This window comes from Streptomyces sp. NPDC054783 (assembly GCF_053611725.1).
This window is the reverse complement of sequence record NZ_JBSHAY010000028.1, coordinates 23,079-46,259: the sequence shown is the minus strand read 5'-3', so window position 1 is coordinate 46,259 and position 23,181 is coordinate 23,079. Positions and strand designations below refer to the sequence as shown.

Genomic DNA, 23,181 nt, shown 5'->3' with positions numbered 1-23,181 from the left:
AATGCAGGGATTCGGTGCAGGTGGTCCGGGTATGTCTGGGCCCATGAGCCCCCAATCGGGATCTTCCGTGCCGAGCGAGCACGAGACCGTCGGCGCCTATGCCCTCGGGATTCTCGACGACGCCGAGGCAACCGCTTTCGAGGCCCACCTCGCCGGCTGCGAGTGGTGCGCCCAGCAGCTCGACGAGCTGGCCGGGATGGAGCCGATGCTGGCCGCGCTCGCGGACCTGCCGGGCTCCGGCAGCACTCCCGCGATCGGCGAGTCGCTGTCCGCCAAGCCCAGCCCGCGGATCGTGGAGAAGCTGGTCGACGAGGTCGCGGAGAAGCGTGCCCAGAAGCGCCGGCGCAGCTTCTACATGATCGCTGCGGCCGCCGCGCTGATCATCGCCGGACCGCTGGCCGCGGTGGCGGTCAACGGCGGCTCGGGCGGGAGCGGGGGCCAGGTCACGGCGTCCTCGGCGCAGACGACCTTCGAGGCCATGCCCGACAAGAAGTCGGCCACCGACCCGTCGTCGCAGATCAGCGCCACCGTCGCGATGGCCCCGAAGGACTGGGGCACTCAGGCGGTCCTGGAGCTGAAGAACGCCACGGGGCCGATCAAGTGCTCCCTGGTGCTCGTCGCGAAGAACGGACAGCGCGTGACGATGTCCTCCTGGTCCGTACCGGACACCGGCTACGGCATCCCGAACGGCAAGACGCCGGAGTCCAAGAAACCGCTCTACATCGGCGGCGCGGCGGCCTTCAAGCCCAACGAGATCGACCACTTCGAGGTCGTGACCTTCCAGGGCAAGAAGCTGGTCCAGGTGAACGCGTAGCTGCCGTAGCTTCGACGGGCCCCCTTCGCGTACGGTTGACGGCTGCCCAGCACGTCAGAAGGGGGCCCGGTGGCCGCTCAGGTTCAGCAGTCCGCGGTCGGCTCGGTACACGACGCACACGATTCCGTCCGCGACCGAGAGATCAGCGTCGAACAGGAACACCTGGACCGGGTGTACCGGCGTCTCGAGGAGAAGATCCACGAGGCCGAGTTCCTGATGAACGACGCGGCCAAGCGCGGCCAGGTCGGCACCCCGGGCGCGCTGGCCGAGCGGGACGCGCAGGTCTTCCGGGCCGGCATCCATCTGAACCGGCTCAACAACGAGTTCGAGGACTTTCTCTTCGGGCGCATCGACCTGCTGCTCGGCAAGGACGGGAAGAAGGGGCCCGACGGGGCCTACACCGCCGTGGAGCCCGCCGAAGGCGCCGTGCGGGACGACAACACCGCCGACATCGCCGAAACCCTGCACATCGGGCGCATCGGCGTGCTCGACGAGGACTACGCGCCGCTGGTCATCGACTGGCGGGCGCCCGCCGCCGCACCCTTCTACCGCGCCACTCCGGTGGACCCCGGGCGGGTCGTACGGCGCCGGGTCATCCGGTCCAAGGGGCGCCGGGTGCTCGGCGTCGAGGACGATCTGATGCGGCCCGAGCTGACCGCCCGCCTCGACGGCCGTGAGCTGCCCGTGATCGGTGACGGCGCCCTCATGGCCGCCCTGGGCCAGGCCCGCAGCCACACCATGCGGGACATCGTCTCCTCCATCCAGGCCGAGCAGGACCTGGTCATCCGCGCCCCGGCCGCCTCCATCACCTATGTGGAGGGCGGCCCGGGCACCGGCAAGACCGCCGTCGCCCTGCACCGCGCCGCCTACCTGCTCTACCAGGACAGACGCCGGTACGCGGGCGGCATCCTGATCGTCTCCCCGACCCCGCTGCTCGTGGCCTACACCGAGGGCGTGCTGCCCTCGCTCGGCGAGGAGGGCCAGGTCGCGATCCGCGCGATCGGCTCGCTCGTCGACGGCGTCGAGGCCACGCTGTACGACTCCCCGTCCGTGGCCCGGGCCAAGGGCTCGTACCGGATGCTGAAGGTGCTGCGGAAGGCCGCCCGGGGCGCCCTGGAACTGGGGCCCGCCCCCCGGCCCGCCGCTGACGAGGAGGCCGGGCCGCGGGCGTTCGACGGCCCGCCGTCCCGCCTGCGCGTCGTCGCCTTCGGGCGCCGCATCGAACTGGAGGCGGAGGAGCTGGAACGTATCCGCCGTACCGCCCTCGGCGGCACCGCGCCCGTCAACCTGCTGCGCCCGCGCGCCCGCAAGCTGCTGCTGGACGCGCTGTGGGCCAAGTCGGGATCGGCCGCCCGGCACACCGACCCCGAGCTGGCCGCCGAGCTGCGCTCCTCCTTCGACGAGGACGTCACGTCCGAGGACTCCTTCATCGCCTTCCTCGACGGCTGGTGGCCCGAGCTCACCGCGAAGGCCGTGCTCGCCGCCATGGCCGACGAGAGGCGGCTCGGCCGCTGGGCCCGCCGGATCCTCAACCCCGGCGAGATCCGCAAGGTCGCCCGCTCGCTCCAGCGGGACGGCTGGTCGGTGCACGACATCGCCATGCTGGACGAACTCCAGGCGATCCTCGGCGCTCCGGCCCGCCCGAAGAGGCGGCGCGAGGTCGATCCGCTGGACCAGCTCACCGGCCTGGAGGAGCTGATGCCGGTGCGCGAGGAGTCGCAGCGCGAGCGGGCCGAGCGCCTCGCCCAGGAGCGCACCGAGTACGCGCACGTCATCGTGGACGAGGCGCAGGACCTGACGCCGATGCAGTGGCGCATGGTCGGCCGCCGTGGCCGGCACGCCACCTGGACCGTGGTCGGCGACCCGGCCCAGTCCTCCTGGTCCGACCCGGACGAGGCGGCCGAGGCCCGCGACGAGGCCCTGGGCACCCGGCCCCGGCGCCGCTTCGAGCTGACGGTGAACTACCGCAACCCCGCCGAGATCGCCGAGCTGGCCGCCAAGGTGCTCGCGCTCGCCATGCCCGGCTCCGAGGCGCCCAGCGCGGTGCGGTCCACCGGAGTCGAGCCGCGTTTCGTGAGAACGAACATCGAGCACGGCACGGTCGTACGGCAGTCGCCGGCGCGGACCGTGCGGGCCGAGGCCGAGCGGCTGCTGGAGCGGGTGGACGGCACGGTCGGCGTGGTCGTCGCCATGAACCGGCGCGAGGAGGCCCGGCGCTGGCTGGCCGGGCTCGGCGACCGGGTCGTCGCGCTCGGCAGCCTGGAGGCCAAGGGGCTGGAGTACGACGCGACGGTGGTCGTCTCGCCAGCGGAGATCGCCGACGAGTCGCCGGCCGGGCTGCGCGTGCTCTACGTGGCGCTGACCAGGGCCACCCAGCAGCTGACGGTGGTGTCGGGGGAGCGGGACGAGCCGGACGCGGCCGGGGTGCCGGACCTGCTGCGGGACTGAGTTTCCTGTGAACCTCCCGTACGGGAATGGCCCCGGGGCGCCGGTTTGTTAGCCTTGGTGTGGCACCGGCCCGATCCAAGCCCCCGGGCCCAACCTTTGTCCCTGCGAGGGACCACTTGCCGCGAGGCGAGCATGGCGGGTCGGTGTCATGAGCGTGAGGGAGACCCACATCACGGACGTGATGTGGGTCTCTTTCTTTGCCCTGCGCGCCCCTTTTCCAGCCTGATCATTTCTCGTATGGTGGAAGTCACTTTCCGAAAACGTGCGGCAATCAGGCACCGCTCATGAACACAACGTCCGCAATCCAGGGCGACTACCGCGTACTCCGCGGTAGGTGCGACGATCGGACGGCACAACTCGCGACACGGTGAAAGCAGAGGAAGTCGGCCATGGCAACGGCGCCCAGCGTCTCCTACTCGATGACCATCCGGCTGGAGGTGCCCGCGAGCGGAACCGCCGTCTCGCAGCTCACCACCGCGGTGGAGTCCTCCGGAGGCTCGGTGACCGGCCTCGACGTCACCGCGTCCGGCCACGAGAAGCTCCGTATCGACGTCACCATCGCGGCCACCTCCACGGCCCACGCCGAGGAGATCGTCGAGAAGCTGCGTGGGATCGAGGGCGTCACCCTCGGCAAGGTCTCCGACCGTACGTTCCTGATGCACCTCGGCGGCAAGATCGAGATGGCGTCGAAGCACCCCATCCGCAACCGTGACGACCTCTCCATGGTCTACACCCCGGGTGTGGCCCGCGTCTGCATGGCGATCGCCGAGAACCCCGAGGACGCCCGCCGCCTCACCATCAAGCGCAACTCCGTTGCGGTCGTGACGGACGGCTCCGCCGTGCTGGGCCTCGGCAACATCGGCCCGAAGGCGGCGCTCCCGGTCATGGAGGGCAAGGCGGCCCTCTTCAAGCGCTTCGCGGGCATCGACGCCTGGCCGATCTGCCTGGACACCCAGGACACGGACGCGATCGTGGAGATCGTCAAGGCGATCGCCCCCGGGTTCGCCGGCATCAACCTGGAGGACATCTCCGCGCCGCGCTGCTTCGAGATCGAGGCCCGGCTGCGCGAGGCGCTCGACATCCCCGTCTTCCACGACGACCAGCACGGCACCGCCATCGTCGTCCTCGCCGCCCTGACCAACGCACTTCGCGTCACCGACAAGGCGATCGAGAACATCCGGGTCGTGATGTCCGGCGCCGGTGCGGCCGGTACGGCCATCCTCAAGCTGCTGCTCGCCGCGGGCGTGAAGAACGCCGTCGTCGCCGACATCCACGGTGTCGTCCACTCCGGCCGCGAGGACCTGGTGAACGCCCCGGCCGACTCGCCGCTGCGCTGGATCGCCGACAACACCAACCCCGAGGGCCTCACCGGCACCCTCAAGGAGGCCGTGCGCGACGCCGACGTGTTCATCGGCGTCTCCGCACCGAACGTCCTCGACGGCGAAGAAGTGGCCGCCATGGCCGACGGTGCCATCGTGTTCGCGCTCGCGAACCCCGATCCCGAGGTCGACCCCGCAATCGCCCGTCAGACGGCGGCCGTTGTGGCCACCGGCCGCTCCGACTTCCCGAACCAGATCAACAACGTGCTGGTCTTCCCGGGCGTCTTCCGCGGCCTGCTGGACGCCCAGTCCCGCACCGTCAACACCGAGATGATGCTGGCGGCGGCGAAGGCCCTCGCCGACGTGGTCAGCCAGGACGAGCTGAACCCGAACTACATCATCCCGAGCGTCTTCAACGACAAGGTCGCGGGCGCCGTCGCCGGAGCGGTCCGCGAGGCCGCGAAGGCGGCCGGGGCCACGGCCTAGGCCCTGTCGCCAAACTCCCTCCCCCGGCCTTCGGCCGGGCGGTCCCCCAGTCCCGCGACGCCCTGCACACGCTCTCGCCGCAGGGCCCGCCCTCCGGGCGGACGTCGGGAGTTCGACGACAGGCCCTGGGCGCAGCGGCTCGCCCCGGCCAGGACCGGCCGGTCCTGGCCGCTCCGGCTGCGGTGACGGCCTCGGCCGTACCGCTGCGGCCGGGGCGTGCGAAGGCCCCGGCCCGGGCGGGCCGAGGCCATGGTCCGGGCGCCGCCGCTCCCGTCCGGGTGAAGGCGAAGCGGCAGCCGGGCGTCGGCCCGGTGACGGCGTGCCGTACTGTGCAGGGCCTGTGAGGATCACCACGGCGGCCCGTGCACCGGCGCGTCGTGGAACCAGCCGATGCCGGGCGCACTCTAGGGTGACGCCGAGCAGGCGCTTTTCGTGTGACTCCCCAGGGTGTTCTCACGACTCCTACGGGTGCCGGATTGGCTTTACCGCCGCAGGTAGGGGCAGGATGCGTCCCTGGGCGCGAGCGCATCGGCATCGCAGTGCCTCGGGCGGATCCGTCGCGTGGCACACCCCAACGGCAAGAAAAACACGGGAGTAACAACATGAACCGCAGTGAGCTGGTGGCCGCGCTGGCCGACCGCGCCGAGGTGACCCGCAAGGACGCCGACGCCGTGCTGGCCGCGTTCGCCGAGACCGTCGGCGAGATCGTCGCCAAGGGCGACGAGAAGGTCACCATCCCCGGCTTTCTGACCTTCGAGCGCACCCACCGTGCCGCCCGCACCGCGCGCAACCCGCAGACCGGCGAGCCGATCAACATCCCCGCCGGCTACAGCGTGAAGGTCACCGCGGGCAGCAAGCTGAAGGAAGCCGCCAAGGGCAAGTGACCCTGTCGTTCGTACGTCACGGGACGACGTACGGTGCGTTCTGACGCACGATGACGTCAAAGGGGCGGCCCTCCTTCACCGGAGGGCCGCCCCTTCGTCGTACCGCGCGGGAACCCGTCAGCCGAGCGCCTTGCCCGGCAGCTCCACCTTCGCGCCCAGTTCCACGAGCTTCTCCATGAAGTTCTCGTAGCCGCGGTTGATCAGCTCGATGCCGTGGACGCGGGAGGTGCCCTCGGCCGCCAGGGCCGCGATCAGGTACGAGAAGCCGCCGCGCAGGTCGGGGATGACCAGGTCGGAGCCCTGGAGCCTGGTGGGTCCGGAGACGACCGCGGAGTGCAGGAAGTTGCGCTGGCCGAATCGGCAGTCGGAGCCGCCCAGGCACTCGCGGTAGAGCTGGATGTGGGCGCCCATCTGGTTGAGGGCCGAGGTGAAGCCCAGACGGGACTCGTAGACCGTCTCGTGGATGATGGACAGGCCCGTGGCCTGGGTCAGCGCGACCACCAGCGGCTGCTGCCAGTCGGTCTGGAAACCGGGGTGCACGTCCGTCTCCAGCGCGATGGACTTCAACTGGCCGCCGGGGTGCCAGAAACGGATGCCCTCGTCGTCGATCTCGAAGGCCCCGCCCACCTTGCGGTAGGTGTTCAGGAACGTCATCATCGACCGCTGCTGGGCGCCGTGGACGTAGATGTTGCCGTTGGTCGCGAGCGCGGCGGAAGCCCAGGAGGCGGCCTCCAGGCGGTCCGGGAGGGCGCGGTGGGCGTAACCGCCGAGCCGCTCCACACCGGTGATGCGGATCGTGCGGTCGGTGTCCATCGCGATGATCGCGCCCATCTTCTGCAGGACGCAGATCAGGTCCTCGATCTCCGGCTCGACGGCCGCGTTGGACAACTCCGTTACGCCCTCGGCGAGTACGGCCGTCAGCAGCACCTGCTCGGTCGCGCCGACGGACGGGTACGGCAGCCGGATCTTCGTACCGCGCAGGCCCTTCGGGGCCTCCAGGTACTGCCCGTCGGCGCGCTTCTCGATGGTCGCGCCGAACTGCCGCAGCACGTCGAAGTGGAAGTCGATGGGCCGTCCGCCGATGTCACAGCCGCCGAGACCGGGGATGAACGCGTGGCCGAGGCGGTGCAGCAGCGGGCCGCAGAACAGGATCGGGATACGGCTGGAGCCCGCGTGGGCATCGATGTCAGCCACGTTGGCGCTCTCGACGTGCGTCGGGTCGAGCACCAGCTCGCCGGGCTCCTCCCCGGGCCGGACCGTCACCCCGTGCAGCTGCAGCAGGCCTCGGACGACCCGCACGTCACGGATGTCGGGAACATTGCGCAGGCGGCTCGGCGCGCTGCCCAGCAGGGCGGCCACCATGGCCTTCGGTACGAGGTTCTTCGCACCGCGGACACGGATCTCGCCCTCCAGCGGGGTTCCGCCGTGGACAAGCAGGACATCGTCGTTGACGGTCATGTATCTCGCGTTCCGATGAGTTGGTCAGGGGGGCGGCCGATCACTGTTGCGCGGGGGCCGGGAGAGACAGGGTAATCGCCGATCACCCCCCTCCCGTAAGTCCAAGGACCGCCCAGTCGCGTCATAGCTGTGTCACAACACGAACCGTGCGCTATCGGACACATGGGGTCACCGGCCGGGGAGTGCGCCCGGGGCGCTTCCGCGCTCCCTGAGCTGCGTTCACTCCCGCACCCCGATTGGCTCCCCACCGAAGGGGAAGATGCGGGATCATGTCTGGCATGACCGAGGTGTCCTCGCTCACAGGGCGGCTGCTCGTGGCCACTCCCGCCCTGGCGGACCCGAACTTCGACCGCGCGGTGGTGCTCCTTCTCGACCACGACGAGGAGGGTTCCCTCGGCGTGGTCCTCAACCGCCCCACCCCGGTGGACGTGGGTGACATCCTGGAAGGCTGGGCCGACCTGACCGGCGAGCCCGGCGTGGTCTTCCAGGGCGGCCCCGTCTCGCTGGACTCGGCGCTCGGCGTCGCGGTCATCCCGGGCGGTGCGAACGGCGACCTCGCCCCGCTCGGCTGGCGCCGGGTGCACGGCGCGATCGGTCTGGTCGACCTGGAGGCCCCGCCGGAACTGCTCGCCTCGGCCCTCGGTTCCCTGCGGATCTTCGCCGGATACGCCGGCTGGGGGCCCGGCCAGCTGGAGGACGAGCTCATCGAGGGTGCCTGGTACGTGGTCGAGTCCGAACCCGGGGACGTCTCCTCACCGGCCCCGGAGAGGCTCTGGCGCGAGGTGCTGCGTCGCCAGCGCAACGAGCTGGCGATGGTGGCCACGTATCCGGACGACCCGTCGCTCAACTGATACCTGTGCGCTTCAGTACCCTGGGGCTTATGAGCACTCTCGAGCCCGAGCGCGGGACTGGTACGGGGACCCTCGTAGAGCCGGCGCCACAGGTGTCCCACGGCGACGGCGACCACGAGCGCTTCGCCCACTACGTCCAGAAGGACAAGATCATGGCGAGCGCCCTCGACGGCACCCCCGTCGTGGCGCTGTGCGGCAAGGTCTGGGTGCCGGGCCGCGACCCGAAGAAGTACCCCGTGTGCCCCATGTGCAAGGAGATCTACGAGTCCATGGGCAGCGGCGGCGAGGACAAGGGCGGCGACAAGTAGGGTTCCGTCCGCGTACGGGAGGCCCCCGGTGTGTGCTTGCGCGCATGCCGGGGTCTTCGTGTTCTCCGGCCGTGAGTGGTCTCTGGTCATGAGTGGTCAAGACCTGTAGCCTCCGTCGCAGTTGTACGCAGTGGAACGGCCGTTGCACTCTGTGCAACGCGCGTGGCGGAGGTGCGACGGGCGGCATGAACGACAAACCCCTCTTCCCGGAACCGGATGTGGCGCTGATCCCAGCGCCGAACAGCGTGTCGGCCTCACTGCCCGGCGGCGGCACCGGCTTCGTCGTCGACGCGGACACCGAGATCGACGCCACCGAGGGCACCGAGCGGGTCGCGCGCTGGCTGCGGACGACCGTCGGCGCGGCGACCGGACTGCCGCTGGCCCCGCACCGCGACAGCGGCTCCCGCATCCTGCTGCGGATCAACCCCTCGCTCGGGGGCGAACTCGGCAGCCCGGAGGCCTATCAGCTGTGCGCCGACGGCTACCTCGTCTGCATCGACGGCGCGAGCGAGGCCGGCCTGTTCTGGGGCGCCCAGACCTTCCGTCAGCTGCTCGGTCCGGAGGCCTTCCGGCGCGCCCCCGTCAGCGGCCGCACCGAGTGGGAGTTCCCTGCCGTCACCATCCGCGACGCCCCCCGTTTCGGCTGGCGCGGTCTACTCCTCGACGTGGCACGGCACTTCATGCCGAAGGAAGGCGTGCTGCGCTATCTCGACCTGATGGCCGCCCACAAACTCAACGTCTTCCACTTCCATCTGACCGACGACCAGGGCTGGCGGATCGAGATCAAGCGGTATCCGAAGCTGACCGAAACCGCCTCCTGGCGGGCGCGGTCGAAATTCGGTCACCGGGCCTCCCCGCTGTGGGAGGAGAAACCACACGGTGGTTACTACACCCAGGACGACATCCGGGAGATCGTCGCCTACGCCGCCGAGCGGCATATCACCGTCGTCCCGGAAATCGACGTACCAGGCCATTCGCAGGCCGCCATCGCCGCGTACCCGGAACTCGGCAACACCGACGTCATCGACACCACCGCCCTCACCGTCTGGGACAACTGGGGGATCTCCGCCAACGTACTCGCCCCCACTGACACCACCCTGCGCTTCTACGAGGGGGTGTTCGAGGAGGTCCTGGAGCTGTTCCCCGCGCACTTCGTCCACGTCGGTGGCGACGAATGCCGCAAGGAGCAGTGGACGGATTCGGTGACGGCCAAGACCCGGATCGCGGAACTCGCTCTCGCCGACGAGGACGAGCTGCAGTCGTGGTTCATCGGGCACTTCGACGCCTGGCTCGCCGCGCGCGGGCGCCGACTCATCGGCTGGGACGAGATCCTGGAGGGCGGGCTGGCGAAGGGCGCCGCGGTGTCGTCCTGGCGCGGTTACGGCGGCGGGATCGCGGCTGCGCGGGCCGGCCACGACGTCGTCATGTGCCCCGAGCAGTACGTGTATCTGGACCACCGTCAGGCTCCCGGCGAGGACGAACCGGTGCCGATCGGCTTCGTGCGCACCCTGGAGGACGTCTACCGGTTCGAGCCCGTCCCGGACGGGCTCACCGAGGAGGAGGCCCGGCATGTGCTGGGCACTCAGGCCAACGTCTGGACCGAGGTGCTGGAGGACGCCGCGCGCGTGGACTACCAGACCTTCCCCCGCCTAGCGGCCTTCGCCGAGGTGGCCTGGAGCCGGCTGCCCGCCCCCGCGGAACGGGACTTCGCCGGCTTCGAACGCCGTATGACCGCCCATTACGCCCGACTTGACGCCCTCGGTGTCGGCTACCGGCCGCCCACCGGACCCCGGCCGTGGCAGAAACGCCCCGGTGTGCTCGGCCGCCCGATCGAGGGACCGCCGCCGAACAGGTGAGCGTCCGGTCCGGCCGGTCGTATCGAACAAGCGCTGGAAAATCGCGCCAAGAGTCACCGAAGAGTGTCAATCGGTGCGCACCGGTGATGCCGTGAGAAAACGGACCATCTCCGCGATGAGGTGGGCGAATGCCTCCTAAGGGACCCCCGTCTTCGCACCTTGCGAAGATGTGCCAGAGTTGCCACGTCCGCCCTGTGAGCACGTACCGTACGGCCACACAGGGGGACCAGGTGGGGCAGCGGGAAGGGGCAGCCGGTTTGACCACGCACGCACCGCAGGCGGAGCAGGCCGTCACGCTGCCCACGACGCTGGACGAGGCCGTGGCGGCCCTCGCGGCCATGCCCACCGCCGTGCCCGTCGCGGGCGGCACCGACCTGATGGCCGCCGTCAACTCCGGCCAGCTCAGGCCCGCCGCCCTGGTGGGTCTCGGGCGGATCAGCGAGATCCGCGGCTGGCAGTACCAGGACGGCCACGCGCTGCTCGGCGCGGGACTCACGCACGCGCGCATGGGCCGCCCCGACTTCGCGGCCCTGATCCCGGCGCTCGCCGCCGCAGCGCGCGCCGCGGGCCCGCCGCACATCCGCAACGCGGGCACCCTGGGCGGCAACATCGCCTCGGCCGCCCCCACCGGGGACGCGCTGCCGGTGCTGGCCGCCCTGGAGGCGACGCTGATCATCGCGGGCCAGGGCGGAGCCCGCCGGGAGATCCCGGTGTCGCACCTGCTGGCCGGCATGGAGATGCTGCGCGGCGGCGAACTCATCGGCTACGTGCGCGTGCCGCTGCTGCACGCCCCGCAGGTCTTCCTGAAGGCGACCGGACGCACCGGCCCGGGCCGTGCGCTGGCCTCCGTGGCCCTGGTCCTCGACCCCGCCCGGCGCGGAGTGCGGTGCGCCGTCGGTGCCATAGCGCCGATGCCGCTGAGGCCCCTCGAGGCCGAGCAGTGGGTTGCCCAGCTGATCGACTGGGACAACGACCGCGCGCTCGTCCCGGAGGCCCTGAACGCCTTCGGGGAGTACGTCGCCGCGGCCTGCATCCCGGACCCGGCGCCGGAGGCCGACGGCTCGGTGGCCCCGCTTCCGCCCGGCGTACTGCACCTGCGGCGCACCGTCGCCGCACTGGCCCGACGAGCACTGGGGAGGGCGCTGTCGTGACCGACGACCAGCACGGACAGGGCACGCCCCGGAACGGCGGACGCTGGGACCCGCTGCCCCAGGGCGACTACGACGACGGCGCCACCGCCTTCGTCCAACTCCCCGAGGGCGGCATCGACGCCCTGCTGTCCGGCGACAGCCCGCTGGCCGCGCCGGGTCACGGCTATGTGCCGCCGCGGATAGCGGTCGCCCCCGGCACCGGCGAACCCGCCGCGACCGGCACCTGGACCGCGCCGGCGGGCGGCGCCGAGTGGCCCGACCCGAACGCCACGCCCCAGACGCAGGCCGCGGACGACCGGTTCACCTACAACCCCGGCGCGACCCAGCACTGGACCTTCGAGGAGCCCGCTGCCCCGGCCGCGCCCGGCCACGACGTCACCGGGCAGTGGTCGATCCCGGTCGCCGGTGGCGATCTTCCGGACGAATCCGGCGAGTTCACCACGTCGTCCCTCGTCGAGCAGTGGGGCGGCACCCCGCCGGCCACCCTGCCCGGCGGCGCGCCCGCGCCCTGGGCGACGGAGGAGGCGGCCCGTCCCTGGGACCGGCCCGCCGGGCCCGACCACACCGACGCCCGTCCGGCGGGCGGTCCGGCCGCACCCGGCTACGCACCCGCGCCGGACGAGCGGTACGGGCAGGTTCCGGGCGACCGCGCCCCGGCCGACCGCGTCCCGGCCGCTCGCGAGGAGACCGGAGCAGGAGCACCCGGACATGGGGGCGCCGGGCACCGGCCGACCGGTCACGGCGACGGCCGCCGGGCCGAGGCCCCCGAGGCGCACGTCGAGGCCCGCCGCGCCGAGGCCGGCCACCCCGGCGCGGACGAGTTCGGTGAGCCCGCCGAGCCTGCCGAGTTCCGCGAGTCCCCAGAGACGGTGCGGCCCGGCGCGCGGACCGCGTTCCCGCAGCAGCGGGCCGAGTCGGCGGCGGGACCGGCACCGGGCAGTGACGGTTCCGGCCCCGCGGAGGCCCCTGAGCGCCCCGCTGACGGCCCAGTAGGCCAAACGGGTCCCCACGGCCGCACGACCCCCGCCGGAGCCCCACAGACAGCCGCAGGGCTCAGGACGCCTCGGACCCCGGCCCCCGCAGCCGTACCGGAGCATGCCGCCGACGCACCCGAGGCCGCAGTGGCCGCCCCCGGGACGGACGACGCGCCCGAAGACACCGCGGCCCGGCCACAGGAAGCCGCCGCCGAGGGACACGCGGAGCACACCGCCCCCCTCCCGCCGCACGACGACCACCCGCCGGCCTCCTACGTCCTGCGCGTCAACGGCGTCGACCGGCCCGTCACCGACGCCTGGATCGGCGAGTCGCTGCTGTACGTCCTGCGGGAGCGGCTCGGGCTCGCGGGCGCCAAGGACGGCTGCTCGCAGGGCGAGTGCGGGGCCTGCAACGTCCAGGTCGACGGCCGCCTGGTGGCCTCCTGCCTGGTCCCGGCGGTCACCGCCGCCGGCAGCGAGGTGCGCACGGTCGAGGGCCTGGCCGTCGACGGACAGTCCTCCGACGTGCAGCGCGCGCTCGCCCGGTGCGGTGCCGTGCAGTGCGGTTTCTGCGTGCCCGGCATGGCGATGACCGTGCACGACCTGCTGGAGGGCAACCCCGCGCCGACCGAGCTGGAGACCCGGCAGGCGCTGTGCGGCAACCTGTGCCGCTGCTCCGGCTACCGGGGCGTCCTGGAAGCCGTCCAGGAGGTCGTCGCAGAACGCGAGGCCGCGCACGCCGCCGACGTCGAGACGGACGCGGACGGGGCCCGTATTCCTCATCAGGCGGGCCCCGGGGGCGGTGGCGTCAACCCGTCGGCGTTCGAGGCCCCGGGCGCGTTCGACACGCCGCAGGCCGCTCCCGGCGGCTACGGCGACACGCCGCCGTACGGCACGGACACGCCGCCGTACGGCACGCCCGACCCGTACGGCACACCGCCGTACGGCACCCCTGGACCGCACGGCCCGCACGACCCGCACTACGGCCAGGACGGAGGCCAGGCGTGAGCAACGAAGCCGCCACGGCGACCACCGCCGCGGAACCCGCCCCCGAGGCCGAGCCGCTGCCGCACGGCATCGGCGCCTCCCTGCCGCACGCCGACGCCCGCGCCAAGACCGAGGGCACCTTCCCGTACGCCGCCGACCTGTGGGCCGAGGGCCTGCTGTGGGCGGCCGTCCTGCGCTCCCCGCACGCGCACGCGCGCATCGTGTCCATCGACACCAGCCACGCGCGCGAGATGCCCGGCGTACGGTCCGTCGTCACGCACGAGGACGTGCCCGGCACCCCGCGCCACGGCCGGGGCACCCCCGACCGGCCGGTGTTCGCCTCCGAGGTCGTACGCCACCACGGCGAGCCCATCGCGGCCGTCGCCGCCGACCATCCGGACACCGCGCGGATGGCAGCGGCGGCCGTCATCGTCGAGTACGAAGTACTCGACCCGGTGGTCGACCCCGAGCAGGCCTTCGAGGCCGAGCCGCTGCACCCCGACGGCAACCTGATCCGGCACATCCCGCTGCACCACGGCGACCCGTCGGCGGTCGGTGAGATCGTCGTGGAGGGCCAGTACCGCATAGGGCGCCAGGACCCGGCCCCGATCGGCGCCGAGGCGGGCCTCGCCGTGCCGCGGCCCGACGGCGGCGTGGAGCTGTACCTGGCCTCCACCGACCCGCACACCGACCGCAACACCGCCGCGGCCTGCTACGGCCTGTCCCCGGATCGGGTGAAGATCGTCGTCACCGGGGTGCCGGGCGCCACCGCCGACCGCGAGGACCAGGGCTTCCAGCTCCCGCTCGGCCTGCTCGCCCTGAAGACCGGCTGCCCGGTGAAGCTCACCGCGACCCGCGAGGAGTCCTTCCTCGGCCACACCCACCGCCATCCGACGCTGCTCAGGTACCGCCACCACGCGGACGCCGAGGGCAAGCTGGTGAAGGTGGAGGCGCAGATCCTGCTGGACGGGGGCGCGTACGCCGACACCTCCTCCGACGCCCTGGCCGCCGCCGTCTCCTTCGCGTGCGGCCCGTACGTCGTCCCGAACGCCTTCATCGAGGGCTGGGCCGTGCGCACCAACAACCCGCCCTCCGGCCATGTGCGCGGCGAGGGCGCGATGCAGGTGTGCGCCGCCTACGAGGCCCAGATGGACAAGCTGGCGAAGAAGCTGGGCCTGGACCCGGCCGAGCTGCGCCTGCGCAACGTCCTCGCGACCGGCGATGTCCTCCCGATCGGCCAGACGGTGACCTGCCCCGCCCCGGTGGCCGAACTCCTGCAGGCGGTGCGGGACTTCCCGCTCCCGGCCCTGCCCAAGGACACGCCCGAGGAGGAGTGGCTGCTGCCCGGCGGACCCGAGGGCGCGGGCGAACCCGGCGCGGTGCGCCGGGGCGTCGGCTACGGCCTGGGCATGGTGCACATGCTCGGCGCGGAGGGCGCCGACGAGGTGTCCACGGCGACGGTCAAGGTCCACGACGGCGTCGCGACCGTCCTCTGCGCCGCCGTGGAGACCGGCCAGGGCTTCACCACCCTCGCCCGGCAGATCGTCCAGGAGACCCTCGGCATCGAGGAAGTCCACGTGGCGCCGGTGGACACCGACCAGCCTCCGGCCGGCGCGGGCTGCCGCGGCCGACACACCTGGGTGTCGGGCGGCGCGGTGGAGCGCGCGGCGAAGATGGTCCGCACCCAGCTCCTGCAGCCGCTCGCGCACAAGTTCGGCATGTCGACGGAGCTGCTCCAGATCACCGACGGCAAGATCACGTCGTACGACGGCGTGTTGTCGACCACTGTCACGGAGGCGCTGGACGGCAAGGAGCTGTGGGCCACGGCGCAGTGCCGACCGCATCCCACGGAGCCGCTGAGCGCCTCCGGCCAGGGCGACGCCTTCGTGGGCCTGGCCTTCTGCGCGATCCGCGCGGTGGTGGACGTCGACATCGAGCTGGGCTCGGTGCGCGTGGTGGAGCTGGCGGTCGCCCAGGACGTGGGCCGGATCCTCAACCCCACGCAGCTGGCCGCCCGCATCGAGGCCGGAGTGACCCAGGGTGTCGGCATCGCGCTCACCGAGAACCTGCGCACCCCGCGCGGCCTGCTCCGCCACCCCGACCTGACCGGATACGCCCTGCCGACCGCGCTGGACGCCCCGGACATCCGGATCGTCAGACTGGTCGAGGAACGGGACGTGGTCGCCCCCTTCGGGGCCAAGTCCGTCAGCGCGGTCCCGGTCGTGACGGCACCGGCCGCGGTCGCCTCCGCGGTTCGCGCGGCCACCGGCCGCCCGGTCAACCGGCTCCCCATCCGCCCGCAGGCGGCGGTGGTGACGGACCAGTAAGGCAGTCGTGACCGGGCCCGGCAAGGCAATCGGGGAAGCTGCCTCGCACCGCGCACGAACGGACATCGCGGACGAACGGACGCCGCGGACGAACGGACACCGCGCACGAACGGACACCGCCCACGGACGGGCACCTCGGCGCAAACGCCCCAGCCGACTGACGGTTCGGGCAATTCTCGCGGCCGTGCAACGTGCCCGGGCCGCCCGACGTCCTTGCTGGTAGGGGCTGTTGTCAGTGGGGCGGCGTAGTGTGCTCAGCGGTGGGGGCGGCTGCCCGTCGAAGTACGCACGCTGGCGCACATGGGGAAGATCGCGGGGGAGCGATGAGCACGACCGAGGCCGGGTTTCCGGCGATCACGCTGACCGAGGCGGAGCTGGACCGGTATGTCACGCACCCGCCCACGCGCGGCCTGCTCGGCGGCACCGGGCTGCCCGCGGCCACCGGCCTGCTGACCTTCTCCCCGCTGCGCACGCACGGCCTGCGCACGCTCGCCGACGCCACGGACGCCCCGTTCCGGGTGGCGGACGAGCTGCGGGACCGGCTGGTGATAGGCGAACTCCTCAACCCGGCGGGCATGGACCGCGAGTCGATCCTGCTCGACGGCGGCACCGGCGAACTGACCACGGCCTACCTCTGCGACCCGTCCCGCCCCCGCCCCTTCGCGCCCTGCCTGGCCACGCTGCTGCGCTTCGCCGCGGTCACCGAGGAACTGGCGGGCCTGCGCGGCCGCTTCGCCTCCCTCGCGGACCGCTACGGCCCCGAGACGGCGGCCGAGGCGACCCGCCGCCTCCTCTCCCTCTTCGAGGAGGGTGCGGGCGGTGAGGTCCCGCCGTACTGGAAGGCGGCGGCCCTGATCCGCCCGCTCGCCCTCGCCGCGGGCCCTGGCACCACCTCCGGCCTCACCCTGGACGTCCCCGCCCGACTGCTGGACCAGGAGTTCGGGCACGGCCGGGTGGTCCGCTTCGAAGAGGTCGACTTCCCCGTCACGCTCACGTACGAGCCGACCCGGCGCTTCCTGCGCGAGACCGGGCTGCCGGAGGAGGCGGTCCTCTTCCACGCCGACACGGACGTCCCGCTGCCGACCCTCCGCGAGTACGTCAGCGAGGAGTGCGCGGACGACCGTGCATGGGGCGAACTCCCCGCCCACGCCGATCACTTGATCCGGCTCGGCCGCCTGATCGAGGACCACAGCCTGGTGGTCGACGGCAGAACGGGCGCGGTCCTCACCTTCAGCGAGCCGGACGCGACGCTCCACCCCCTCAACACCGACGTCTCCACCCTCGCCTTCACGCTCTGGCTCCTGCACCACGAGCGCACCATCGACGAACACCTCGGCAACGAACTGACGACGGAGGCGTACGACCAGCTGGCCGCGGCGATGATCCACACCCTGTCGGCCGTCGACCCCACGGGCACGGCGCCCGGCACCGACTGGCACTACTGGACGGAAATATTCCAGGACGAGGCGGGCGGCGTCCTCTGACCCGGCCCGCCCGGGCGATCCGATCACCGACGCCGTGCTTCCGCAGGTTTGCCGCCCCATCCAGGTCGGCCGGCTTCTGCCCCGGCCCAGGCGTCGACGCCCGCGCGGCCGGCACCGGCTTCCTCGACACCGGGACGGGCTGGGGACCCACGATCCCCCCTGTACAGGCCCAGGCGCCCTTGATCCCGGGCGCGGTACCGGGACCGTACACCTCGCACGCACCTCGTCACCCACGGGCCGGCTCCCATGAGGCGCGGCAGGTGTCCACGGAGACAGGGCTTGCTGCGCCACTGAGTTGAGGCTTCGGGCACCTCCCTCAAAGGCGCGGAGCCTTGCCGATTCGGATCCGACCCGGGGGTGGCTCACCCGCTCGGATGCGCTCGGCGGGCAACTGGTCACGAGGGTGTGCATGGTGAGGGCATGAACACTGCACCTCACCCCAAGAAGACCGTTTCCCGGATGCCGCGAGTATTCGCGGTGTGTGCCGCCCTGGGCCTCGCTTGTGCGGCGGGGGTGGCAACTGCCACGTCCGCCGTGGCCGCGACGCCCCCCACGCACGTCGCCACCAAGGCCACCCCCGCGTACGGCCACGGTGGCGGCGGCGGGGGCGAAGAGAACCAGTGCGGCAACGGTCTCCTCCCCATCCTCAACTTCTGCAACTGACGGACAACCGACGGCAGTTCTGCCCGCCAACCGCACAACCGCACAACCGCACATGGAAGATGTCAACCCACCCGCAGGGCGGTCAGGGACAGGGGCAGGATCCCCTCCCTGACCGCCCTGCCAACCACAATCGTCCGCTCTCTTGCCTGGTCAAGGCACCGGAGGCCGTGGCGGGATTCGAACCCGCGTAACTCGCTTTGCAGGCGAGCCCCTGAACCGCTCGGGCACACGGCCGTGTTCGTGGACACGAGGTTATGGGGAGGGGCTCCGAGGGCTCAAGGCGGGCGGTGGTGCTGCAATGCGACTGCCATGCGGCGTTCATGAACGACGCGGGACGTACGGCCAAGGTCGGAGGACGAGCAGGACCACCGACAGGGGCAAAACCGCGCTGTGCACCTTACTCTGGCGACCATGAGTGCCCTCGAATCCCGTGATGCCGCCGTGGTGAACTCCGTCGAGCAGGGCGACGGTGTGCTGGGCCGGGCCTACCGGGCGCTCAGTGTCGGGATCGTCTCCGTCGTGCTGCTGATCGCCTTCGAGGCGACCGCCGTCGGTACCGCCATGCCGGTCGCGGCGCGGGAACTGGACGGCGTGGCCCTGTACGCGTTCGCCTTCTCCGGGTACTTCACGACCAGCCTGTTCGGCATGGTGCTGGCCGGCCAGTGGTCCGACCGGCGCGGGCCGCTCGGTGCGCTGACCACGGGGATCGGGGCCTTCGCCGCGGGACTCGTCGTCGCCGGGACCGCGCAGGTCATGTGGGTGTTCATCCTCGGGCGGGCCGTGCAGGGGTTCGGCGGCGGGCTGGTCATCGTCGCGCTGTACGTCGTCGTCGGCCGTGCCTACCCCGAGCGGCTGCGGCCCGCGATCATGGCGGCGTTCGCGGCCGGCTGGGTCGTACCGTCCGTCGTCGGCCCGCTCGCCTCCGGCGCCGTCACCGAACACCTCGGCTGGCGTTGGGTCTTCCTCGGCATCCCGGCCCTCGTCGTCTTCCCGCTCGCTCTCGCCCTGCCGCAGATACGCCGCAGGGCCTCGGGCCCGGTGGACGCGGAGACCGGCGCCGGCTCCTTCGACCGGCGGCGGATCCGGCTCGCCCTCGGCATCTCCCTCGGCGCCGGCCTCCTCCAGTACGCCGCCCAGGACCTGCGTCCCCTCTCCCTCCTCCCCGGGCTGGCCGGCGCCGCCCTGCTGGTGCCCGCCGTCCTCGGTCTCCTCCCGCCCGGCACCTACCGCGCGGCCCGCGGACTGCCCTCCGTGGTGCTGCTGCGCGGGCTGTCCGCCGGCTCCTTCATCGCCGCCGAGTCCTTCGTGCCGCTGATGCTGGTCACGCAGCGCGGGCTGTCCCCGATGCTCGCCGGGTTCTCGCTGGCGGCGGGCGGCGGCACCTGGGCGCTGGGCTCGTGGGTGCAGTCCCGGCCGCGCGTGCAGCCGTACCGGGAGCGGCTGATGACCGCCGGGATGGTGCTGGTCGCGGCCGCGATCACCGCCGCGCCCAGCGTGCTCGTGCACTCCGTGCCCGTCTGGACCCTCGCCGTCGCCTGGGGCTTCGGCTGCTTCGGCATGGGCCTGGTGATCTCCTCCACCAGCGTGCTGCTGCTGAAGCTGTCCGCCCCGAAGGAGGCCGGCACCAACTCCGCCGCGCTCCAGATCTCCGACGCCCTGTCCAACGTCGTCCTGCTCGCCGTGACCGGCGCCGCCTTCGCGGCCCTGGGCGGCGGCAGCACGGCCACCACGGCCGCGACGCCCGACGGCACCCATCCCGCGGCCTTCGCCGCCGTGTTCCTGCCGATGGCCGTGGTGGCGTTGGCGGGGGCATGGGTGACGACACGTCTGAGGTCACGGTGACGTGGGAATGTGAGGCGCGACGACCTGGCGAAGGCCGGTCGCCGGGTGACGTGGGGGCGGCTGCGGTGGCTGTGACGTGGGTCCCACCCACGGGCGACCCGGCCTCGTTCGCACGTTGACACCGTCGGGGCGCCGGTAGGGTGGCCCGGTTGTCATACGTAGCCGATCCCGCCCGTCACCCGCCACCGCCCCAACGGACGCGCTGCGCGCGGCCCCAAGATTCCAGCCCCAAAAAACGGAGACCGTGACTACCACCGCCGCTTCCTCCGCTCACTCCCACCACCTGTCGCCCGCCTTCCCGGGCCGCGCGCCCTGGGGTACCGCCAGCAAGCTGCGTGCCTGGCAGCAGGGGGCGATGGAGAAGTACATCCAGGAGCAGCCGCGTGACTTCCTCGCCGTCGCCACGCCCGGCGCCGGCAAGACGACCTTCGCGCTGACGCTCGCCTCCTGGCTGCTGCATCACCACGTCGTGCAGCAGGTGACCGTGGTCGCGCCGACCGAGCACCTGAAGAAGCAGTGGGCCGAGGCGGCCGGAAGGATAGGGATCAAGCTCGATCCCGAGTACAGCGCGGGGCCCCTCGGCCGGGAGTACGACGGTGTCGCCGTCACCTACGCCGGCGTCGGCGTGCGGCCCATGCTGCACCGCAACCGGGTCGAGCAGCGCAAGACGCTCGTCATCCTCGACGAGATCCACCACGCCGGTGACTCCAAGTCCTGGGGCGAGGCCTGTCTGGAGGCCTTCGAGCCGGCGACGCGGCGCCTCGCCCTGACCGGTACGCCGTTCCGGTCCGACACCAACCCCATCCCCTTCGTGACGTACGAGGAGGACAACGCCGGCATCCGGCGGTCCGCCGCCGACTACACCTACGGGTACGGGTCCGCCCTGTCGGACGGGGTCGTCCGGCCGGTCATCTTCCTCTCCTACAGCGGCAACATGCGCTGGCGTACGAAGGCCGGTGACGAGATCGCCGCGCGGCTCGGGGAGCCGATGACCAAGGACGCGATCAGCCAGGCCTGGCGTACGGCGCTCGACCCCCGTGGCGACTGGATGCCCAGCGTGCTGCGCGCCGCCGACCAGCGGCTGACCGAGGTCCGCAAGGCCATCCCGGACGCCGGTGCCCTCGTCATCGCCTCCGACCAGGACTCCGCCCGCGCCTACGCCAAGCTGATCCGCGAGATCACGGGGACGAAGGCGACGCTCGTCCTCTCCGACGACGCCGGCGCCTCGCAGAGGATCGACGACTTCAGCGAGAGCAGCGACCGGTGGATGGTCGCGGTGCGCATGGTGTCCGAGGGCGTCGACGTGCCCCGGCTCGCGGTGGGCGTGTACGCGACAACGATCTCGACCCCGCTCTTCTTCGCGCAGGCCGTCGGGCGTTTCGTACGGTCGCGGCGGCGCGGCGAGACCGCGTCCGTGTTCCTGCCGACCGTGCCCGACCTGCTGACGTTCGCGGGCGAGATGGAGAAGGAGCGGGACCACGCCCTCGACAAGCCGAAGAAGGAGGGCGAGGAGGACCCGTACGCCGAATCCGAGAAGGAGATGGAGGAGGCGAACAAGCAGCAGGACGAGGACACCGGCGAGCAGGACATGCTGCCCTTCGAGGCGCTGGAGTCCGACGCCGTCTTCGACCGGGTGCTCTACGACGGCGCCGAGTTCGGCATGCAGGCGCACCCGGGCAGCGAGGAGGAGCAGGACTACCTCGGCATTCCGGGGCTGCTGGAGCCCGAGCAGGTCCAGCTGCTGCTGCAGAAGCGGCAGGCCCGGCAGATCGCGCACAGCCGCAAGAAGCCGGACACCGAGGCCGACCTGCTGGAGCTGCCGGCCGAGCGGCGGCCGGTGGTCACGCACAAGGAGATGATGGAGCTGCGCAAGCAGCTCAACACGATGGTCGGCGCCTACGTCCACCAGAGCGGCAAGCCGCACGGGGTGATCCACACCGAGCTGCGCCGGGTCTGCGGCGGGCCGCCCAGCGCGGAGGCCACGGCCGGGCAGCTGCGGCAGCGGATCGCCAAGGTGCAGGAGTGGGCCACGCGCATGCGATGAGTCGCCGTGCAGGTTCCTGGGGCATGTGCGTACCCGGACGAATAGCAGCAGGCCGGATATGGTCTTGCCCGGATTCTGGACTGAGACTTCCGCTCAGCGAACCTGCTTCGCTACTGTCCCGCTACGCACACGCCCCGTGGCAGCGCCGCCGCGGAGCGCAGCCGTGAAGCGACATGACCCGGAGCCGCCGGGCCGTCCTGCCGATCGGCGGCCTCTGAAGCGCGTCGCCGACGGGACTCGGTGAGGCATCCGCCGCTCGGAGGGCCGTCGACCTCACCACCAAAGGAGTGGGCGTCGTGACCGCGGAGACCTCTCAGACGCTCGACCGGGGACTGCGTGTCCTCAAGCTGCTCGCCGACACCGACCACGGGCTGACCGTCACCGAGCTGTCCACGAAACTGGGCGTGAACCGTACCGTGGTGTACCGGTTGCTCGCCACGCTGGAACAACACGCGCTCGTACGACGCGACTTGGGCGGGCGAGCCCGGGTCGGTCTAGGGGTGCTGCGGCTCGGCCGGCAGGTGCATCCGCTGGTGCGGGAGGCCGCTTTGCCCGCGCTGCGGTCGCTCGCCGAGGACATCGGGGCCACGGCGCATCTGACGCTGGTGGACGGGACGGAGGCGCTGGCCGTCGCCGTGGTCGAACCGAGCTGGACCGACTATCACGTGGCGTATCGCGCCGGGTTCCGGCATCCGCTGGACCGGGGGGCGGCCGGCAGGGCGATCCTGGCCGCGCGCCAGTCGCCGTCGGTGGATCCCGGGTACACCCTCACCCACGGAGAGCTGGAGGCCGGGGCGAGCGGGGCCGCGGCGCCGTTGGTGGGGGTCACGGGCGTTGAGGGCAGCGTGGGTGTGGTGATGCTGGCGGACTCCGTGCCGGAGCGGGTGGGACCGAGGGTGGTGGAGGCGGCGAAGGAGGTCGCCGAAGCGTTGCGCTGAGCGGTGCGGGGGATGGCCCTGTACTGAAGCGGACCGGGGTGGGTCTCGCTTGCCGGCGCTTGCAGGGAGCCTCCCCGCTCTCGGCTTCGCTCGAGCGGGAACCCCCATCGCCGGGGGCCACAGCACAAGAAGCAATCAGGACACGTCGGCTCACCCGCCGGGCGCACGCCGAACTGGCCGGCATGATCCCCGGCTCGGGATCCTCCTACGGCTACGCCTGCGCCACCCTCGGCGAGCTGGTCGCCTGGGTCTGCGGCTGGTGTCTGATCGTGGAGTACGGGGTGTCGGCCGTCGCCGTCGGGTGGGGGCAGTACGTCGACGAGCTGCTCGGCCTTACTGCCGCGCCG

The 23,181-nt window shown here is 72.1% G+C and carries 16 protein-coding genes, 1 tRNA gene and 1 pseudogene; 16 read left to right on the top strand and 2 right to left on the bottom strand.

Annotated features, from left to right (window positions below; all coding sequences use genetic code 11):
* Positions 1 to 31: 31 nt before the first annotated feature.
* The 4 genes from ACWGJ5_RS35135 to ACWGJ5_RS35120 all read left to right on the top strand — a co-directional run bounded on the left by ACWGJ5_RS35135 (position 32) and on the right by ACWGJ5_RS35120 (position 5,951).
* Entirely contained in the window at positions 32 to 814 is a 783-nt protein-coding gene (locus ACWGJ5_RS35135) for an anti-sigma factor family protein (protein ID WP_453313680.1), read from the top strand.
* A gap of 69 nt (positions 815 to 883) precedes the next feature.
* A complete protein-coding gene (locus tag ACWGJ5_RS35130) occupies positions 884 to 3,262 on the top strand; it encodes a HelD family protein (RefSeq protein ID WP_453313679.1) in 2,379 nt (792 codons plus the stop codon).
* Positions 3,263 to 3,651: 389 nt separating this feature from the next.
* Complete coding sequence (locus ACWGJ5_RS35125; protein ID WP_453313678.1) at positions 3,652 to 5,067, top strand: malic enzyme-like NAD(P)-binding protein; 1,416 nt, start codon at positions 3,652 to 3,654, stop codon at positions 5,065 to 5,067.
* Between the two features lie 602 nt (positions 5,068 to 5,669).
* Positions 5,670 to 5,951 (top strand): HU family DNA-binding protein, encoded by a 282-nt coding sequence (locus tag ACWGJ5_RS35120; RefSeq protein ID WP_023550134.1) that lies wholly within the window; start codon positions 5,670 to 5,672, stop codon positions 5,949 to 5,951.
* A gap of 117 nt (positions 5,952 to 6,068) precedes the next feature.
* On the opposite strand, the gene murA is transcribed toward ACWGJ5_RS35120, so the two are convergent.
* Entirely contained in the window at positions 6,069 to 7,409 is a 1,341-nt protein-coding gene (gene murA / locus ACWGJ5_RS35115) for a UDP-N-acetylglucosamine 1-carboxyvinyltransferase (RefSeq protein ID WP_453313677.1), read from the bottom strand.
* A gap of 278 nt (positions 7,410 to 7,687) precedes the next feature.
* Here murA and ACWGJ5_RS35110 point away from each other — a divergent pair, with 278 nt between their 5' ends.
* The 8 genes from ACWGJ5_RS35110 (at position 7,688) to ACWGJ5_RS35075 (ending at position 18,010) form a co-directional block, all read left to right on the top strand.
* Positions 7,688 to 8,260, top strand: a complete 573-nt coding sequence (locus ACWGJ5_RS35110; protein WP_453313676.1) for a YqgE/AlgH family protein — start codon at positions 7,688 to 7,690, stop codon at positions 8,258 to 8,260.
* Positions 8,261 to 8,289: 29 nt separating this feature from the next.
* Positions 8,290 to 8,568, top strand: a complete 279-nt coding sequence (locus tag ACWGJ5_RS35105) for a DUF3039 domain-containing protein (protein ID WP_453313675.1) — start codon at positions 8,290 to 8,292, stop codon at positions 8,566 to 8,568.
* Between the two features lie 185 nt (positions 8,569 to 8,753).
* Positions 8,754 to 10,424: a beta-N-acetylhexosaminidase gene (locus tag ACWGJ5_RS35100; RefSeq protein WP_453313674.1), complete on the top strand. Its 1,671-nt coding sequence runs from the start codon at positions 8,754 to 8,756 to the stop codon at positions 10,422 to 10,424.
* A 257-nt stretch (positions 10,425 to 10,681) separates the two neighbouring features.
* Positions 10,682 to 11,575, top strand: a complete 894-nt coding sequence (locus ACWGJ5_RS35095) for an FAD binding domain-containing protein (protein ID WP_453313673.1) — start codon at positions 10,682 to 10,684, stop codon at positions 11,573 to 11,575.
* Positions 11,572 to 13,557, top strand: a complete 1,986-nt coding sequence (locus tag ACWGJ5_RS35090) for a 2Fe-2S iron-sulfur cluster-binding protein (protein WP_453313672.1) — start codon at positions 11,572 to 11,574, stop codon at positions 13,555 to 13,557. Before ACWGJ5_RS35095 ends, ACWGJ5_RS35090 begins: the two co-directional genes overlap by 4 nt.
* Entirely contained in the window at positions 13,554 to 15,863 is a 2,310-nt protein-coding gene (locus ACWGJ5_RS35085) for a xanthine dehydrogenase family protein molybdopterin-binding subunit (protein WP_453313671.1), read from the top strand. Before ACWGJ5_RS35090 ends, ACWGJ5_RS35085 begins: the two co-directional genes overlap by 4 nt.
* Positions 15,864 to 16,186: 323 nt before the next feature.
* On the top strand, positions 16,187 to 17,347 hold the full coding sequence (locus ACWGJ5_RS35080) for an SUKH-4 family immunity protein (protein ID WP_453313670.1): 1,161 nt from the start codon (positions 16,187 to 16,189) through the stop codon (positions 17,345 to 17,347).
* 420 nt (positions 17,348 to 17,767) lie between these two features.
* Positions 17,768 to 18,010, top strand: a complete 243-nt coding sequence (locus ACWGJ5_RS35075; RefSeq protein WP_453313669.1) for a hypothetical protein — start codon at positions 17,768 to 17,770, stop codon at positions 18,008 to 18,010.
* Between the two features lie 162 nt (positions 18,011 to 18,172).
* On the opposite strand, the gene ACWGJ5_RS35070 is transcribed toward ACWGJ5_RS35075, so the two are convergent.
* Positions 18,173 to 18,244 (bottom strand) — tRNA-Cys (locus ACWGJ5_RS35070).
* Positions 18,245 to 18,421: 177 nt separating this feature from the next.
* On the opposite strand from ACWGJ5_RS35070, the gene ACWGJ5_RS35065 reads away from it, so the two are divergent.
* The 4 genes and pseudogenes from ACWGJ5_RS35065 to ACWGJ5_RS35050 form a co-directional block, all read left to right on the top strand.
* Positions 18,422 to 19,852 carry an MFS transporter gene (locus tag ACWGJ5_RS35065; RefSeq protein ID WP_453313668.1) on the top strand — a complete coding sequence of 477 codons (1,431 nt, stop codon included), beginning with the start codon at positions 18,422 to 18,424 and terminating at the stop codon, positions 19,850 to 19,852.
* Positions 19,853 to 20,096: 244 nt separating this feature from the next.
* On the top strand, positions 20,097 to 21,896 hold the full coding sequence (locus ACWGJ5_RS35060) for a DEAD/DEAH box helicase (protein ID WP_453313667.1): 1,800 nt from the start codon (positions 20,097 to 20,099) through the stop codon (positions 21,894 to 21,896).
* Positions 21,897 to 22,192: 296 nt separating this feature from the next.
* Positions 22,193 to 22,834, top strand: coding sequence for an IclR family transcriptional regulator (locus ACWGJ5_RS35055; RefSeq protein WP_385315204.1), 642 nt, complete (start codon positions 22,193 to 22,195; stop codon positions 22,832 to 22,834).
* Positions 22,835 to 22,995: 161 nt separating this feature from the next.
* A pseudogene (locus ACWGJ5_RS35050) lies at positions 22,996 to 23,173 on the top strand (amino acid permease); the annotation flags it as partial.
* Positions 23,174 to 23,181 lie beyond the last annotated feature (8 nt).